The organism is Micromonospora sp. SL4-19 (genome assembly GCF_047921475.1).
Taxonomy (GTDB): domain Bacteria; phylum Actinomycetota; class Actinomycetes; order Mycobacteriales; family Micromonosporaceae; genus Micromonospora.
Genome location: NZ_JBLROB010000036.1, coordinates 13057 through 28515, shown reverse-complemented (window position 1 = coordinate 28515; position 15459 = coordinate 13057). Strand labels below are relative to the sequence as shown.

The following is a 15459-nucleotide window of genomic DNA, read 5'->3' as shown; positions in this document are numbered from 1 at the left end:
TGCCCGACTCCGTGGTCCGGGCCGGCGTCCGGCGGCGCGGCGGTGTCACTCGCAGAACACCTGCACCTTGGCGTCGGGCTGGTCGACGTCGACGGTGACGTCGTCGAGTTGCTCGATGAGCTCCTCGATGTGCTGCGGCTTGAGTTGGGTGAGGTCGATCGGTACCCCTGACTTGTTCAGCTCCGCGTTGACCTGGGTGAGCGCCTGCGGTGGGATAAGGCTCGTGAGCCGGACCCCGGCGCGCAGCAGCTGCAGCGGGACCCGGACGTTGACCCGGCCTGGCCCGTCGCCGCCGAAGTTGTCCGCCGAGCTCACCACGACGCGCAGGTGCTTGGGTCGGGGTTTCGGGCGGGGTGCGGCTCCCAGCGGCGACTCGGGTTGTTCTCGTTGGAGGGCGTCGATCAGTCGCTCGGCTTCGTCTGCGGTGATCTTGCCCTCGGCGAGCATCTGCAGGATCTGGCGGCGCTGCTCGTTCATTGTTGCTCCTCCCCCTTCTGACTCATCTGACGCTTACCAGCACGGCCGTTCGGCCCTGCTCAACCTCGATCCGGGTGCCGGGCAGCGCCCACAGCAGTCGCCCGATGCCGCGCAGCGCGCCCACCGGGCTCACCCGGGTGGCGAGGCATGCGACCAGTCCGACCAGCACGGCGAGCAGCAGCAGCGGCGACAGCACCAGCAGCACCGGCAGGACAGGGATATACAGCCGCAGCCAGCGGCCGTTGGGACGGCGATGGCGTACCGTCACCAGGTGCGGGATCATCGGGACCTCTCCAGCTCGGCCAGCGCCTCCTGGACGCTGATCTCCCCCCGCCGCAGGCGGTCAACGACGTCGGCGCCGGTGGGCGCCGGGTCGGTGTCGACGAAGTCGAGGTGCTCGGCGATCCGGTTCAGCCGAGACTTGATCGTCGGGTAGCTCACCCCGAAGATCCGCTCCATCTCCTTGATCGAACCGTGTGACCGGACGAAGGCGGCGACGAACACCTGGTCGTCAACGCTGAGCTGAGCCAGCTGCGGCGGCTCGAACTGACCCTCGACCACGACGCCGCTGCCGGCGAGGCGGACCCGCTCGACCACGAACGGCCGTCCGTGCGTCAGGTCCGTCAGTTCCTGCCAGTCCACCCTCGACTCCCCTGCTCTTGACGGAATCACCCTCCATTCATTTCTATATTGACTTTTTTAATATGTCAACGCGTGGATCTTAACTTTCCTAATTTGATCTTGAATGGCCTGGACCATCCGAGTCCAGTCGTCCGCGATCCGCCTGTCCCAGTCATGGCCAGCAGTGCAGTCGTCCCAGCCAGGCGTCGTCGACGCACCCGCAACCAGACGGGCCGGCAGTATGCCGACAAGCCCACTATCCCGTGCTGCGCTTCATCCGGCGCAGGCCGTGACATCATCGCCCCATGACGGCTGAGTCCCGGCACCTATCGGTGCACATCGATCGGCTGGTGGAGGAGGTCTACGCATTCGCCGCCGATCCGGCGAACCTGCCTCGGTGGGCGCCGGGCCTGGGCAGCTCAGTGGTGCGGATGGACGACAACTGGTTCATCGAGACGCCGGAGGGCCGGGTTCGGGTGACGTTCGCCCCGAAAAACGACTACGGGGTGCTCGACCACGAGGTAGTGACGCCCTCCGGTGAGACGGTGTATGTGCCGCTGCGGGTGGTTGCGAGCGGCGCTGGCTGCGAGGTGGTCTTTACGCTCCGCCGCTCGCCAGGGATGACCGACGCAGAGTTCGAACGGGACACGGCATTGGTCAACGCCAACCTCGCCCTGCTCAAGAAGGCCCTCGAACGCCGAGCAACGTCGTCCAGCGGGTAGGGCGCGCCTCAGAGGTTTCAGGTACGGGAGGCGCCGTGCGATAGACAATTGGCACCGGCCGTTCGGCTGACGCGGTCGGCATCGACAGCCGCCGGTACTATCCGGGGCTATCCTTACCGGACGGGAACGCTGATGTCCTATCTGGGCGTGTCGTGAGCGGTGTGGTGGTCGGGCAGGTCGCCGTATGTGTGACGGTTGCCGTGATCTCTGGCTGGTTGTATCGGCTGGGTTCAGGGCTTCGACCTGTTGCGGTTGCCGTGTGGGCAGCACCGCTGCCGCTGCTCGTGCTCGCGCCGAGAGTGCCGTGGTTGGTAGCGGTCAGCGTGGCCGCCGGTGCCTGGCTTATCGGCCAATCCGGGTTCTGGTCGTACTACACCCGCGACGTGAAACTGCCCCGGCTGCTGGTCGCGATGCAGTTCGTCGGAGGTTGTGCAGGGGTCGCGTTCATCGTGGGGCTTGCGCGGGCGCACCTCGTCGACGGTCATGTGGCGCTGGCCGCCCTGACCCTGCCCGTGGCGTGGGCGGCGATGGAGTTCCTCGTGGCGCTTGGGTCGCCGCACGGCGCGTGGTGGAGCCTGGCCTATTCGCAGGCGGACCTTCCGGTCGTCACACAGGTGGCCTCGTTGACCGGAGTCTGGGGCATCGTAGCGTTGCTCGCGCTTCCGGCCAGTGTTGCCGCTGCCGTGACGGCACCATCGCACACGGACGGTGAACGGGCGGCAGTGGTCCTCACCGCTGTGGCACTGGTCGCCGTGCTCATCGGGTACGTCGTCCGGCGCGGCCGGCGTGCCGTGCTCGCAGAGCCGGTGCACGTCGGTTTGGCCGCGGTCGAGCAGCCCGGAGGGCCGGTATCGATCGACTCGCCGGAGGGCGCGGCACTGGTCTCCCGGTACATCAATCAGGTGCGGCTCCTCGCGGGTCGGGGGGCCAGAGTCATCGCGTTGCCCGAGGTGACGTTCAGCGTCGACGAAAGCCGGATGGTCGACCAGATGCAGCCCCTTGCACAGGCGGCGGTCGACCTGGGCGTGGATCTCGTGGTCGGAGTGGCTCGCCTGGGTGAGACCGCGTCGGCCAATGTCGCGGCGGCCTTCGGCGCTGCCGGCGAGCCGCCGAGCCAGTACCAGAAGCACCACCTGCTGCCGGGACTCGAGGCCGCCTACCGACCGGGTCGCGACCTGTTGTACTTGCCAACTGATCGGCGCATAGGTGTGCTCATCTGTAAAGATCTCGACTTTCCTGGGCTGGCTCGCGCCTACCGGCGCGGCGGTGCGCAGCTGCTGCTGGCTCCAGCATGGGACTTCGACCGTGATGGTTGGCTGCACAGCCGAATGGCGGTATTACGAGGTGTGGAATCGGGCGTCGCGGTGGCGCGCGTCGCCCGCGCTGGCCGAGCCACGGTAAGCGACGCACTTGGCAGAATCGTCGTCGAGGCTGACCCCGCCGAGGGTAGGGCCATCGACGTCAAGATCCCGCTGGCCGCGACCCCGAGTCTCTACAGTCGACTCGGAGACTGGTTTGGATGGTGCTGCGTGGCCGCGACGGCCCTGATCGCGGTAACGCTGATCTGACCCAGGCGCCATCCACTAGGGCATGAGGTCGGGCCGGTACACCCGGAACCACTCGCCGATACGGCCGGTGCGCCAATCGCGGTCGGCGATCGCCCGGGCGGCGCCAGTGGGTGCGATGACACCGGTCCGGCGCTGCCCCAGCACGGTGATCCCCTGGATGTCGGCCCACCGCATACGTACGACCGCACCGTTACGGCAGGAACTCGACGCCGTTGGCGGACAGCCGCAGGCCGTGCCTGCGGCTGGCGACCCGATGCAGCAGCGTGATCAGGCCGACAGGTGTGACCGGCAGCAGCACGGCCCCACCCCCGAGGGGCGTCGGCGATTGCTGCCTTCGTTCCTGCACCACCTGAACCCGTCGCGCGGCCAAGGCCAACATCCGAAATGGAGTAGCCAAAGGGTTTGCTCAGGCGGTGAGCTGTCGTTCAGAACCACACTTCAGTTTCCGCGTCAGACAAGGACCTCTCAGTGAGCAACACACCGCACCTCGGTCCCCTGCCCCAACGCATTACCGTCGACGCGGATCAGGTGCGTCGGCTTGTCGCCGACCAGTTCCCTCAGTGGGCCGGCCTCTCGGTTCAGCCCGTAGCCAACGGCGGCTGGGACAACTGGACCTTCCACCTCGGCCCGCGGATGTCAGTGCGGTTGCCCAGCGCATCCGAGTACGCCTTGGCGGTCGACAAGGAGCACCGGTGGCTTCCGGCGCTCGCCCCCCGACTCCCGCTGCCCATCCCCAGCCCACTGGCGAAAGGTGAACCCGGCGCGGGCTACCCCTACTCGTGGTCGGTCTACCCATGGCTCGACGGCGAGTCTGCTTGCGCGGACAGGATCGTCGACCCCGTCCGGTTCGCGCTCGACCTGGCCGGGTTCCTGGCGGCCTTGCAGCGCGTCGACACCACTGATGGTCCCGGCCCCGGACAGCACAACTGGTTCCGCGGCGGCACGCTGCGCACCTACGAGGTGCAAGCCCAGCGCGCGCTCACGGCACTCGACGGCCACGTCGACATCGACCTGGCCCGCGAGATCTGGCAGAGCGCACTGGACGCACGCTGGGACGGCGTGCAGAGCTGGTTCCACGGTGACGTCGCCCAAGGAAATCTCCTGCTCATCGATGGGGAGTTGGCAGCTGTCATCGATTTCGGGACATGTGGCGTCGGCGATCCAGCCTGTGACCTGGCAATCGCGTGGACACTGCTGACCGCTGACGGCCGGCAGGCGTTCCGGGAACGGCTGTCGGTCGATGAGGCGACATGGGCGCGCGGGCGTGGCTGGGCCCTCTGGAAGACGCTCGCCACCTGCGCCTCCACCCTGAGCGATGCCGACGAGCCGGCCGCGAGCGCGCTGCACGTCCTCGGCGAGATCTTCTCTGAGTACACGGCCAGCGCCGCCGCCATCAAACCCGAGCCTTGACATCCTCCCGGCCCTGAAGGGAACGGGATTCTCCCGGTCGCCGCGAGGGTTCCTGTTTCGTCGCCGCAACCCGGGCATCGCCGGCAGTCGGCCCGTCCGACAGCACTGGTACGTGAAGCGGCCGCGCAGCTCGGCGCGGCGCCGGTGGTGGTCGGGGTATGGGCGTCAGTCGGGGGTCTCCTTCTCGCGAATCGCCCGGTCGATGCGGCGGTCGGGTACGACCCACATGATCGCCACGGTGACGAAACACGCCATGGCGAGCCCAACTCCGATAGGTCCGCTCCGGTCGATCAGCAGTGCGCTGAGGATCCCCGCGAGGTAGAACACGGGCGAGATCTTGCCCTTGATGTCGGTGCCGATGGCTCGTCTCAGCGCCGATGCCGGTCCCTGCTGCCGGATGATCACCGCTTGGAGCACGAAGTATGCGATGGCCGCGCTGAGCAGGTTCAGACCGTAGATGACGACCGGGGTCGGTTCAAACCTTGAGTCGTCGACCCAGGCCGTCGTCAACGGGAACAGCGACAGGCAGAACAGTAGCGCCAGGTTCGCCCACAGCACTCCGCCACGGACCTGCCGTACCAGGTGGAACATGTGGTGGTGGTTGTTCCAGTAGATGCCGACATAGACGAAGGTGAGGAGGTAGGTCAGCAGCCCGACGCCGGTCGTGCGGACGAGGTCGGAGAAGGTGTGGCCTGTCGGGACTTTGAGCTCCAGCACCATGATCGTGATGATGATGGCAAGGACGCCGTCACTGAACGCCTCCAGCCGGTTGGTCGGCACCGCACCACCCTCCTTGTTCCTCGGTCACGCGGTCGTGCACCGCGACCTGGTAGGAGACAAGCACAGCAGACGCTGCGACGAGGCGTCTGCCGAACCAGAGATCGGTGGGGGACGCTTGAATGGCGACGGGTGGTCACTCGTCGGCGCGCCGGCGGTAGCGGGCCATCTTGTCGCGGCTGCCGCAGGCCTGCATGGAGCACCAACGGCGGCTGCCTGCCCGCGAGGTGTCCAGGTAGAGCAGCGTGCACGTGTCGCTGGAGCATTGGCGCAGGCGGTTGGCGTGGGGGCTGCCGATCAGGTCGACGCCGTCGCGAGCCACGAACGCCAGCAGCCCGCTGACGGCGGGTTCCACGAGATGTTTCGCCGTACCGTCGGCCGTGAGCCGGACCGCGGGTGGCGCCTTGGCCGCCCAGCGGTTCACCACATCGATGGCTCGGCGGTCCAGCGATTCCTGGAAGACCCGGCCCCGCATCAACCGGTAGAGGGCTTCGCGCAGCTCACGGGCGCTGCGGAGGGCCGAGGCCGAAACCGGCACGGGGATGTCGGTCAGACCCGCCTCGAGGAACCAGCGCGCGAGGTCGGCCGGGGCAGGGATGCGCTCGAGGCTGGGGTCGCGCCACCGAAGGCCGTGGGTCGCGGTGAAGTCGACCGAAACCCGGCCGCCGACGAACCGGAACGCCGCCTCATCCTGGAACACCACTCGATGATACCGGTTCAACCGGTAACCCAGGTCACGCCTGGAGCGCTGTTGTGTTACCGGCTCGACTAGTAACGTATCGGCGCATGAGGACTCTTGTCGTCGGGGCGGGCGCGACCGGAGGCTACTTCGGCGCCCAACTCCAGCAGGCCGGCCGGGACGTCACCTTCCTCGTCCGACCCAGGCGCGCCGACGTGCTCCGCGAGCGCGGGCTACGAATCACCGGCCTCGGGACCGACACCGTGCTCACGCCACGGCTGCTCACGGCCGCCGATCTTGATGGGCACTACGACGTCGTGCTCGTCTCGGTGAAGGCCACCGCGCTGCCGGCGGCGATCGACGACGTCGCCGCTGCGGTCGGCCCGCGTACCACGATGATCCCGTTCTTGAACGGCATGGCGCACATGGACGCGCTGAACGAGCGGTTCGACGTGGACCGTGTGCTCGGCGGCGTAGTCCGCGTGCTCACCACGCTCGACGCCGAGGGTGACATCGTCCGGTTGGGTGCCCTGGCCGAGATCGTCATCGGCGAACAGCACGGCGGCTCGTCGCAGCGTGTCGAGCGGATCACTGAGGTGCTGTCCGGCGCCGGCTTCGACTTCTTCGTCTCGCCGGACATCCGCAGAGCCATGTGGCACAAGTGGGTCTTCATCAGCACCCTCGGCGCCCTCAACACCCTGGTGCGCGGTTCGGTGGGCGACGCCGTGGCGGTCCCCGCAGGCGACCGCCTCGGCCAGCAGATCGCCGCCGAGGCCGCGGCCGTCGCCGCAGCGGCCGGGTATCCGGTGCCGAAGCAGGCCCTCGACAACGTCCAGGCCTTCGTGACCCGGCCCGGCTCGGCCGACACCGCCTCGCTCTACCGGGACCTGATCGCCGGTCAGCCGACCGAGGCCGAGCAGATCTTCGGCGACCTCACGGTGCGGGCCCGTGCGCTCGGCGTACCCACTCCTCTGCTGGACGCGACGGCGGTGGCTCTGCGCGTGCACGAACAGCGTCTCACCTGCGGATAGCTGCTGCCTCCAAGCCCAGCCGCCGCTTGGCCTCCTTCGGCATCCGGGCCAGGTGTCACGCCCGTTGTTACGGTGCACCTGTGATCAAGGACTTGACGGACGCCTATCTCCGAGCAGTGGACGAAGCTCTGCCGGGCTTCGTCGAGAAGCTCTACGTCGTGGGTTCGGCGGCACTCGGCGCCTGGGTGCCCAACGCCAGCGACGTCGACACGATCATCGGAACATCACGCGTCGCGAGCCCAAGTGACCTGGCTGCGCTGGCGAAGGTTCACGAGGCCATGCCAGCCAGGCCGCACCTGGACGGTGTATACCTCGATCAGGCGGCGTTCGAGGAGTTTCCCATTGATCGTCGCGTTGTTCCGTTCGTCGTCGATGGCGAGCCTCGCACCGACGAGCCATGCGGGGAATTGACTCCTGTGCTCTGGCTGACCCTGCAACGGTACGGAATCCGGGTTCGCGGGCCGGAGGTCGACGAACTCGGCGTACACGTCGACCCGGCGGCGCTGCGCCGCTACAACCTCGAGAACCTCCGTGACTACTGGAAGCCAGCGGCCCCAAGCATCTATCAGCACATTGCCGAGCTACCCGCGGACGCCCCTGTGGATGCCAGCGCCGTAGCGTGGTGCATTCTCGGTCCAGCCCGGCTGCACTACACGCTCGCCCACGAAGACATCACCTCGAAGGCCGGCGCCGCAGCACACCTCGCCGAGGTCTTCCCCGAATGGAGAGCCTTAGCCCACCGCGCGGTCCGGTGGCGCACCGGCCAGCATGAGTCATTCACCGCGGCGGACCTGCGGGAAGTGGCCCGCAGCATCGACGCTGTAACTGACGACGCTTGGCAACGCTGGGGAGACCAGATCGCCTGAGCCGCAAGCCGATCGCGGCCTCATCGGGCAGCCCGTTGCAGTAGACGCAGTGCGAACCCTTGTCGCGCCGCGGCTTGATGCCACATTGCCGGAACACCGATGGACGGAGGCTGACCCAATTCCCGGTCAAGTCCGACGCCACGTACGTCGCCGGCGGACCGTCGAAACTCATCGGCCAGGCCACCCTGACCAACAGGTACGGCCACGACGTGCCCAACCCCGTGTTCGAATGGGACGGCGCCTTCGACCCCGACAACTGAACCTGCGGCCCGCTCGGTCTCCGGCCAGTGCCCCGGCGATGGGACGGCTGTCTACTCGTCGAGGGCTTGCTGGAGCGCCGGGTCGGGAACTGAGGAAACCGCGGGTGGACGCGCGGTCACCAGGTCGTAAACCACCTTCCACGCCGCCGGTACCTCGCGCGCGCTGTTCTTCGCCAGAGTCACCGTCCGACAGCCTTCACAGCGGGCGGCGACTCCGTTCGCGTCGATGCCGAGATGCCGGCACAGTGCCACGGCGCGGGGCAGGTGCAGGGACTGGCTGACGAGCAGCGCGTGGCGTACGCCGTACACGTCATGAGCGCGCTTGCAGGTGTCGTAGCTGTCGAGACCGTACGGGTCACCGACGATGTGCTCGGCGGGCACGCCCGCGGCGACGAGGTACGCCGTCATCACGGCGATCTCGTCGCCCGAGGCACCGCCACGGTCGCCGGAAACGAGCACGGCGCGGGCCTTGCCGTCCTTGACCAGTTGGGCCGCCACGTCCAGCCGCCCCTTCAGGAACGGCATGGGCTGGGTGCCTCCTGGCGCCAGTTGCGCGCCGAACACGATCACGACCGGCGCCTCGGGCGCATCACCGTTCGTGTACAGATGGCCCGCGGAGGTCGCCCGGATCCAGAGCGCCGGGGCGGCGAAGAGCAGCACGAGCCCGGCCGCGACGACGAGGGCCCGCCGGACGAGCCGACGTCGCCGACGGGCCGGTGACTCTTCGGGGCGCGGGCCGTCCGCGTGAGCGGGCGGGATCGACCCGGAAGGGCCTGGCGTGACGGTCACGGCCCGATGGTAGGCACCGCCTCAAGCGGAAGTGGTCCCGCGAGTGGGTTGGAACAGTTCGATGAGGTTGCCGGCGGGGTCGGCGAGCAGGATTTGGCGTCCGCCGGGGCCGGTGACCAGTTCGCTGCGGAATGGCAGGCCGGCGGCGCGCAGCCGGTCGATTTCGCTGTCGAGGTCGTCGACGGCCAGGTGGATCCGGTTGCGTCCCGCGGTGGTGGCGTCGGCGGGGGTGGCGCGGGCACCGGAGCTGGCTGGCCCGGACAGCAGCAACCGCAGCGGGCCGCGTACCACGTCGGCGAAGGCGGGCGCGGCGCTGGTGTTCAGGGTGAAGCCGAGATGGGTGGTGTAGAAGTCGATGGCCGCTTGGACGTCATCGACGAGGTAGCGGACACTGGCGTACTGGTCGGGTGCGGTCATGGCTGGCTCTCCTTCAACAGCCGGTGGTGCTGAGGACGGGCAGCAGGTGCCTGATGCGGGTGTCGATGTCGGTCGCAGCGTGTCGGAAGGCGGGGTAGCTGGCCTGGTCGGTGTTGCCGTCCGCGGCGGGGTCGGGGATGCTCCAGTGCGCCCTGCGGGGATGGTCCGGGAAGTCAGGGCAGATCTCGCGGGCCTTGTCGCACAGGCTGATCACGTAGTCGAACCGGCGACCGGTCATCGTGTCCAGGTGCCGGGGGCGCTGGTCGGCGATGTCGATGCCGAACTGGTCGTGCAGCACTCGTACGGCGTTGGGGTGAAGGTGGGGCTTGGGCCGGTTGCCGGCGCTGGCCGCCTCGACCTGGCCGCCGGTGTGGTGGCGTAGCAGGGCCTCGGCGATCGGTGAACGGGCGCTGTTCCCGCTGCAGATGAACAGCACAACGAGGCGGGAGCCCCGCAGGTCAACCGGGGGTATGCGCGGGGTGGGCTCCCGGCGCAGGGCCGGGTGCAGCCCGGCGCTGGTGTCGGCCATCGCCTCCGCGCAGCGATCCAGGTCCAGGTGGTAATAGCTGTCGCGGCCGTCGAAGCTGCTGCGCGTGGTGGTGAGCAGCCCACCGTCACGCAGTAGCCGCAGGTGGTAGGAGACCAGGTTCTGCGGCTCACCCACCAGAGTCACCAACTCGCGGACCCGGTAGTCGCTGTTCGCGAGTTCGGTCAGCAGCCGCCACCGCAGCGGGTGGGCGGCCAATCGTACGAACGCCGGCGTGGCTTGACCCGACGGCACCATGATCAGCAGAATACATCAAACCGATTTGATTGAGTAGGCGTCCACTCCGGTGGGACGAGGAGCAGCGTTGACTGACAGCGGGCAAGAGGCGCACAGCCCAGGCCACCCCACGACGTTGGCACGGCGGTTGGGCACCTCCGACGCGGTGGTCATCGGTCTGGGATCGATGATCGGTGCCGGGGTGTTCGCCGCCTTCGCGCCCGCCGCGAAGGCCGCCGGTAGTGGCCTACTGATCGGCTTGGCCCTGGCGGCCGTCGTCGCCTACTGCAATGGGACCTCTTCGGCGCAGCTGGCAGCCGTGTATCCCACCTCCGGAGGGACCTACATCTACGGGCGCGAGCGGCTGGGCGACTGGTGGGGCTTCGTCGCCGGATGGGGATTCGTGGTGGGCAAGACAGCCTCCTGTGCTGCCATTGCGCTGACCTTCGCGGAATACGCCGCGCCCGATGGATGGCGCAGGCCGGTTGCGCTCGCAGCGGTAATCGGTCTGGCGGCGGTCAACTACCGTGGCGTCACCCGCACCGCCCGACTGACCCGCGTCCTGGTCACGATCGTCCTGGCGGTACTGGCCTTGGCAGTGGCATTGAACGTCGCCGGTGGTGTGGGCACCTGGTCGCACGGGTCGAGCTGGGCGGGACCGTCCGGGGGATGGTACGGAATCCTACAATCGGGCGGGCTGCTGTTCTTCGCCTTCGCCGGCTACGCACGCATCGCCACCATGGGTGAAGAGGTCCGTGACCCACGCCGGACCATCCCCCGTGCGATCGTGCTCGCCCTGGTCATCACCATGGTCGTCTATCTCGCGGTGGCCGTCAGCCTGCTGCTGGTGCTCGGCCCTGATCGCCTCGCCCACGCCACCGCGCCCCTGGCTACCGCGGTGCAAACCGCTGGTTGGAGCTGGGCTTCGCCGATCGTGCGCATCGGCGCCGCCGCAGCGGCGCTGGGTTCCCTGCTGGCTCTGATCGCGGGTGTCGGGCGTACGAGCTTGGCCATGGCTCGCGAACGTGATCTACCCAGTTGGCTGGCTGCTGTACATCCACGCTTCCGGGTGCCGCACCACGCCGAGATCGCTCTTGCCGCCGTCGTCGGAGTTCTCGTGCTCGTGACCGACCTGCGCAACGTCATCGGCTTCTCCTCCTTCGGCGTGCTCATCTACTACCTCATTGCCAACATCTCGGCCTTCACCCAGCCCCGGCAACAGCGCCGCTTCCCGCGCCCTCTGCAGCTGCTCGGCGCTCTTGGCTGCGTGATCCTTGTCGCCGCACTGCCGATCACAGCCGTGGTCGCGGGCCTGGCCGTCTTCGCCGCCGGCCTGCTCTATCGCGGCCTCCGCTTGGCGCTCACCACCCGAGCGGCCGGACACCCCGATTGAACGGCCCGAGAGCGCCGGAACACGGTCGGGCCGGCGGGAGCGTGCCCGTCGTCGTGGTCGACCGGAGGGGCGGATGGCGACTACGCGGGACTACCCTTCGCGGGGCTGACTCACGGCGAGAATGTTGCCTTCGCTGTCCTTGAACCAGGCGCCTCGCATCGTCGGCAATTCTGCGACGCCGTTGACGGTCTTGAGACCAGGGAGATCGTATTCTTCAAACGTCACGCCTCGCGCCCGGAGATCCGCCATCTCGGCGTCGAGGTCGGCGACCAACCAGGCCGCCAACGTGTGGGGCGCCTGCCCGGCACCGGAGGTGGGATAGATGAAGAACTGCGTTCCACCGGACTCGAAATGGACGGCGTCCTCGGCCTCCCGTGAGATCGTCAGGCCGAGGGTGTCGCGATAGAAGCGCTTGGCTCGTTCCATGTCGCTCGCTGGAATGGCCGCCTGCACCGGTGTGTCGGTCAACATGTTGGCTCACCTCCCGCGACAGCGTAACCAGCACCAGGCCGGGCTGCTTCCGATTTATCCACTTTTGGGATCGCTGTGGCTGCGCTCGAGCTCGCCGCGAAGGCGTCCCCTCGGGCACCTGGTCGCCGCCGCGGCCGAGCTTCGCGGCGCCTGGTCGGCCCGCGCCCAGGTGGGCAGCTGGCCGACCGGGACGGGGCAGGCTGCGCTGCGGCGCTGGGGTCGCCCGGAACGGGGCGGGGCGAACATCATGCCGATATCCGCCCCGCCCCGAGGTTCGCCTGTCAGACGGATTCGAGTTGGTGGTGTTGTGCCGGGTCGCCGCCCGCGGCCTCGTCGCGCTCGCGGGCCGCGGCGGCCTCGCGCTGGGCCGCGATGTTCTTGTTGCGGGCGGCGATCAGGATGGCCTGGGCGCACAGGAAGATGCCGATCAGGAGGCTGACACCCGCGACCGGTGTCCCCCACTCGTGCGGCAGGTACATCGCCAGGAACCAGGACTTCACGTCGACGCCGGTGAGGATGAACACGAGCGGCACCAAGCCCTGAGGGAACAGCAGGATCGGGCCGCCGACCCAGCAGAGCCCGGCGATCGTCGCGTCCCGCTTGGACACCTCGATCTTGGTGCCGCCGGCCGCCGCCGCCCGGCCCGCTGCCGTGTTCCGGCCGGTACGCATGATGTGCAGCATCTCCGCGCCCTTGGCGGTGAGCTTGTTACGCGCCGCCGAGCCGAGCCACCAGGCGAGCGCGATGCCGGTCGCCAGGCTGATCGGTCCGCCGGCCCAGAGCAGCACGGGCAGGTCGAACTGGTCGCCGAGGATCACCGCGGTGAGCGCCGGGGCGACCGGGATCAGGCCGAGCCAGAACAGCACATGGGATTGTCCGGTGGTGTCGGCGCGTTCGAGCGGGTTGTCCGGGCGCCTGTGCGCGTCGGGACCGGGCACCATCGCGGCCACCGAGGCGTAGATGATCAGGCCGGCGCCGCCGCCGAGCAGCGCCGGCACCGTGGCGGCGACCCACGGCCAGGCCCAGGTGAGGCCGCTCCAGACGGTGAAGCCGATGCTGAGGGCGATCGAGATCGGGCCGAACACGGCCAGGTAGGCCCACTGCCGGCCGCGTACGTCCGCATGTTCGGTGCCGGCCGTGATGGTCTGCCAGAGTGCCGTGCCGTCCTGGCTGTACAGGTTGCAGGCCGAGGTGATGGCGAACAGGGCGACGGCCGGGCCGGCCCACGGCAGCAGCTCCTTCGCGTCGAAGGTGAGGGGAAGCAGCGCGGTGAACAGCGCCCAGGCGATCGGCACGGTGGCCGTGGTGGTCCGCAGCGGGTCACGCCACCAGGTGCGCAGCTCCTTGCGGAAGACCGCGCCGGTCGGGCCGGCGAACAGGCCGCCGGTCGGTACGGGGGCGTGGCTGGTGCCGCGAATGGTGACCCGGGAGCGGCGTGGTGTGCCGAGAGTGGCTGCCCAGATCAGCAGGAGCAGGCCGATGAGCACGGCCAGGCCGGCGAGCGCGCCGAGGACCAGCAGCCAGTCGCCGTGATCGGCGGCGTCGACCGCGACCACGCCCCAGCTCGACGGGATCCAGCGCAACGTGGTGGAGAACGACGACGAGAACCCGGTGGAGAGCACGTCCGAGTAGATGACCGCCACGATGATCATCCAGCCGGACTGGGAAAGGACGATCATGGCGGCGAACAGCACGCCGGTGATCGCGGCGCCGATCCGGGAGGTGGCGACAAAACCGAAGAGGGCGTACGCGACGCGCGACAGCAGCACCACGAACACGAGTTCCCCGGCAGCGGCCGGCACGGCGATCAGGGCCGGCACCACGCCCAGGTGCGCCGCGTACGTGATCAGGCTGAGGAAGGCCAGGGCCGTGACCGCCGTGGTGATGCCGACGAAGGCGGCGCCGAGCAGCCCGACCGCGAGTTTTCGGCGCGGCAGCGGGAGCAACGCGAAGTGGTCGGCGCGCAGCACGGCCGAACCGCCCCACAGCGGGCCGACCACCCAGCCCAGCATCCACATCGCCCAGACGCAGGCGAGCAGATCGCCCAGCACCCCCGGCTTGGCGATGTCGACGAACGTCAGCCAGATCGTGGCGGTGGCGAACAGCAGCCCGAAGATGGCGCCGGTGAACATCCAGGCGGCCTTGCCACCGGTCATGGAGTGCCGGATGATCGCCAGCTTCATCCGGATCAGGACGTCAGCCACGACAGCCCCCTGCCGGCGTGCTCGCCGCCACCGACCAGCCGGACGAACGTCTGCTCCAGCGTCTGCTCGCCGCGGACCTCGGCCAGCGGCCCGGCCGCGACGACTCGGCCGTTGGCCAGGATGGCGACCGTGTCGCACAGCTGCTCGACCAGTGCCATGACGTGGCTGGACAGCACCACCGAGCCGCCCGACTCGACGAACCGTACGAGGATCGCCTTGAGCGCGGCCGCGGACACCGGGTCGACCGCCTCGAACGGCTCGTCCAGGACCAGCAGTCGCGGCCCGTGCAGCAGCGCGGTGGCCAGGCCGATCTTCTTGCGCATGCCGGTCGAGTAGTCCACCACGAGGGTGGTCTCGGCGTCGTTGAGCTCCATCACGTCGAGCAGCTCCTGGGTGCGCTCGGCGAGCACGGCCGGCTCGATCCCGCGCAGTTGCCCGAGGAACGTGAGAAGCTCCCGGCCGGTGAGCCGTTCGGGCATCGCCAGCCCGTCGGGCAGGACGCCCATCAACGCCCGCGCCTGGACCGGGTTGTCCCAGACGTCCACGCCGAACGCCTCGGAGCGGCCCTCGTCGGGGCGCAGCAGGCCGACCGCCATGGACAGCGCGGTGGTCTTGCCGGCACCGTTCGGGCCGACCAGGCCGAAGAACGATCCCTGCGGCACGGTCAGGTCGACGTGGTTGACCGCGATGTTCGCACCGAACGCCTTGTGCAGGCCGGTCAGCCGCAGTGCCGGCGCGCGGCCGTCCGCTCCGGGTCGTTTCACCACAGCGTCCTGTGTGGTCTCTGTTTCCATGGGAACCCCCCGAAGGACGTCTGGTCGACACGGCCGGCCTCAGTCTGCCCGAGACGGCGCGCCAACAGGGTCGGACGTAGGCGGACGACCCCGGGCAGAAGGCGACATCGCCGGCGTAACCTGCGGGCCCGACCGAAGTCCGGATTCGCGATCAACTCCAGGACCCGGATTACCCGTTCAAGGCGCCGCCCCGGCGTCCAGCGGCGTTACCACCAGC

The 15459-nt window shown here is 68.8% G+C and carries 18 protein-coding genes; 6 read left to right on the top strand and 12 right to left on the bottom strand.

Translation table 11 applies throughout. The features are described 5' to 3' along the window. Window positions 1–45: 45 nt before the first annotated feature. From ACNAVT_RS28045 to ACNAVT_RS28035, 3 genes are read right to left on the bottom strand one after another with little or no spacing between them, the layout of a single operon-like run. Complete coding sequence (locus ACNAVT_RS28045) at window positions 46–477, bottom strand: SHOCT-like domain-containing protein (RefSeq protein ID WP_416300521.1); 432 nt, start codon at window positions 475–477, stop codon at window positions 46–48. Between the two features lie 22 nt (window positions 478–499). Then, window positions 500–760: a hypothetical protein gene (locus tag ACNAVT_RS28040; protein WP_416300520.1), complete on the bottom strand. Its 261-nt coding sequence runs from the start codon at window positions 758–760 to the stop codon at window positions 500–502. Continuing rightward, window positions 757–1119 carry a DUF2089 domain-containing protein gene (locus tag ACNAVT_RS28035; RefSeq protein ID WP_416300519.1) on the bottom strand — a complete coding sequence of 121 codons (363 nt, stop codon included), beginning with the start codon at window positions 1117–1119 and terminating at the stop codon, window positions 757–759. The genes ACNAVT_RS28040 and ACNAVT_RS28035 overlap by 4 nt, the downstream gene beginning before the upstream one ends. A gap of 284 nt (window positions 1120–1403) precedes the next feature. Between ACNAVT_RS28035 and ACNAVT_RS28030 the strand changes: the two genes are divergently transcribed. Together ACNAVT_RS28030 and ACNAVT_RS28025 are read left to right on the top strand one after the other, a co-directional pair. Beyond that, entirely contained in the window at window positions 1404–1820 is a 417-nt protein-coding gene (locus tag ACNAVT_RS28030) for an SRPBCC family protein (protein ID WP_416300517.1), read from the top strand. Window positions 1821–1972: 152 nt separating this feature from the next. Next, window positions 1973–3388, top strand: coding sequence for a nitrilase-related carbon-nitrogen hydrolase (locus ACNAVT_RS28025; protein WP_416300515.1), 1416 nt, complete (start codon window positions 1973–1975; stop codon window positions 3386–3388). Between the two features lie 15 nt (window positions 3389–3403). Here ACNAVT_RS28025 and ACNAVT_RS28020 read toward each other — a convergent pair whose 3' ends face one another. After that, a complete protein-coding gene (locus ACNAVT_RS28020) occupies window positions 3404–3562 on the bottom strand; it encodes a hypothetical protein (protein ID WP_416300513.1) in 159 nt (52 codons plus the stop codon). Between the two features lie 294 nt (window positions 3563–3856). On the opposite strand from ACNAVT_RS28020, the gene ACNAVT_RS28015 reads away from it, so the two are divergent. Next, on the top strand, window positions 3857–4798 hold the full coding sequence (locus ACNAVT_RS28015; protein WP_416300511.1) for an aminoglycoside phosphotransferase family protein: 942 nt from the start codon (window positions 3857–3859) through the stop codon (window positions 4796–4798). Between the two features lie 165 nt (window positions 4799–4963). Here the strand turns inward: ACNAVT_RS28015 and ACNAVT_RS28010 are convergent, their stop codons facing one another. Together ACNAVT_RS28010 and ACNAVT_RS28005 are read right to left on the bottom strand one after the other, a co-directional pair. Beyond that, the gene (locus ACNAVT_RS28010) at window positions 4964–5578 is read right to left on the bottom strand and encodes a TMEM175 family protein (protein WP_416300510.1); all 615 of its coding nucleotides are present in this window, start codon (window positions 5576–5578) and stop codon (window positions 4964–4966) included. Between the two features lie 133 nt (window positions 5579–5711). After that, window positions 5712–6275: a CGNR zinc finger domain-containing protein gene (locus ACNAVT_RS28005; protein ID WP_416300508.1), complete on the bottom strand. Its 564-nt coding sequence runs from the start codon at window positions 6273–6275 to the stop codon at window positions 5712–5714. Between the two features lie 86 nt (window positions 6276–6361). On the opposite strand from ACNAVT_RS28005, the gene ACNAVT_RS28000 reads away from it, so the two are divergent. After that, window positions 6362–7285 (top strand): ketopantoate reductase family protein, encoded by a 924-nt coding sequence (locus tag ACNAVT_RS28000; RefSeq protein ID WP_416300506.1) that lies wholly within the window; start codon window positions 6362–6364, stop codon window positions 7283–7285. An 80-nt stretch (window positions 7286–7365) separates the two neighbouring features. Then, a complete protein-coding gene (locus ACNAVT_RS27995) occupies window positions 7366–8151 on the top strand; it encodes an aminoglycoside adenylyltransferase domain-containing protein (protein ID WP_416300505.1) in 786 nt (261 codons plus the stop codon). Between the two features lie 311 nt (window positions 8152–8462). Here ACNAVT_RS27995 and ACNAVT_RS27990 read toward each other — a convergent pair whose 3' ends face one another. From ACNAVT_RS27990 to ACNAVT_RS27980, 3 genes are read right to left on the bottom strand one after another with little or no spacing between them, the layout of a single operon-like run. Then, window positions 8463–9200, bottom strand: coding sequence for a SanA/YdcF family protein (locus ACNAVT_RS27990; RefSeq protein ID WP_416300504.1), 738 nt, complete (start codon window positions 9198–9200; stop codon window positions 8463–8465). Window positions 9201–9221: 21 nt separating this feature from the next. Beyond that, window positions 9222–9617 carry a VOC family protein gene (locus tag ACNAVT_RS27985; protein ID WP_416300503.1) on the bottom strand — a complete coding sequence of 132 codons (396 nt, stop codon included), beginning with the start codon at window positions 9615–9617 and terminating at the stop codon, window positions 9222–9224. Window positions 9618–9630: 13 nt separating this feature from the next. Continuing rightward, complete coding sequence (locus ACNAVT_RS27980; protein ID WP_416300502.1) at window positions 9631–10401, bottom strand: ArsR family transcriptional regulator; 771 nt, start codon at window positions 10399–10401, stop codon at window positions 9631–9633. 67 nt (window positions 10402–10468) lie between these two features. On the opposite strand from ACNAVT_RS27980, the gene ACNAVT_RS27975 reads away from it, so the two are divergent. Then, window positions 10469–11773: an APC family permease gene (locus tag ACNAVT_RS27975; protein ID WP_416300501.1), complete on the top strand. Its 1305-nt coding sequence runs from the start codon at window positions 10469–10471 to the stop codon at window positions 11771–11773. A 90-nt stretch (window positions 11774–11863) separates the two neighbouring features. On the opposite strand, the gene ACNAVT_RS27970 is transcribed toward ACNAVT_RS27975, so the two are convergent. From ACNAVT_RS27970 to ACNAVT_RS27960, 3 genes are all read right to left on the bottom strand, one after another. Then, window positions 11864–12244 (bottom strand): VOC family protein, encoded by a 381-nt coding sequence (locus tag ACNAVT_RS27970; RefSeq protein ID WP_416300500.1) that lies wholly within the window; start codon window positions 12242–12244, stop codon window positions 11864–11866. Between the two features lie 281 nt (window positions 12245–12525). Then, entirely contained in the window at window positions 12526–14448 is a 1923-nt protein-coding gene (locus tag ACNAVT_RS27965; RefSeq protein ID WP_416300499.1) for a hypothetical protein, read from the bottom strand. After that, window positions 14433–15212 (bottom strand): ABC transporter ATP-binding protein, encoded by a 780-nt coding sequence (locus ACNAVT_RS27960; protein WP_416300498.1) that lies wholly within the window; start codon window positions 15210–15212, stop codon window positions 14433–14435. The genes ACNAVT_RS27965 and ACNAVT_RS27960 overlap by 16 nt, the downstream gene beginning before the upstream one ends. Window positions 15213–15459: the final 247 nt, after the last annotated feature.

Coding starts and splice junctions, on each gene's coding strand:
- ACNAVT_RS28030 (WP_416300517.1), top strand. CDS start 1,404: ATGACGGCTGAGTCCCGGCACCTATCGGTGCACATCGATCGGCTGGTG.
- ACNAVT_RS28000 (WP_416300506.1), top strand. CDS start 6,362: ATGAGGACTCTTGTCGTCGGGGCGGGCGCGACCGGAGGCTACTTCGGC.
- ACNAVT_RS28020 (WP_416300513.1), bottom strand. CDS start 3,562: ATGCGGTGGGCCGACATCCAGGGGATCACCGTGCTGGGGCAGCGCCGG.
- ACNAVT_RS27970 (WP_416300500.1), bottom strand. CDS start 12,244: ATGTTGACCGACACACCGGTGCAGGCGGCCATTCCAGCGAGCGACATG.
- ACNAVT_RS27980 (WP_416300502.1), bottom strand. CDS start 10,401: ATGGTGCCGTCGGGTCAAGCCACGCCGGCGTTCGTACGATTGGCCGCC.
- ACNAVT_RS28045 (WP_416300521.1), bottom strand. CDS start 477: ATGAACGAGCAGCGCCGCCAGATCCTGCAGATGCTCGCCGAGGGCAAG.
- ACNAVT_RS27985 (WP_416300503.1), bottom strand. CDS start 9,617: ATGACCGCACCCGACCAGTACGCCAGTGTCCGCTACCTCGTCGATGAC.
- ACNAVT_RS28040 (WP_416300520.1), bottom strand. CDS start 760: ATGATCCCGCACCTGGTGACGGTACGCCATCGCCGTCCCAACGGCCGC.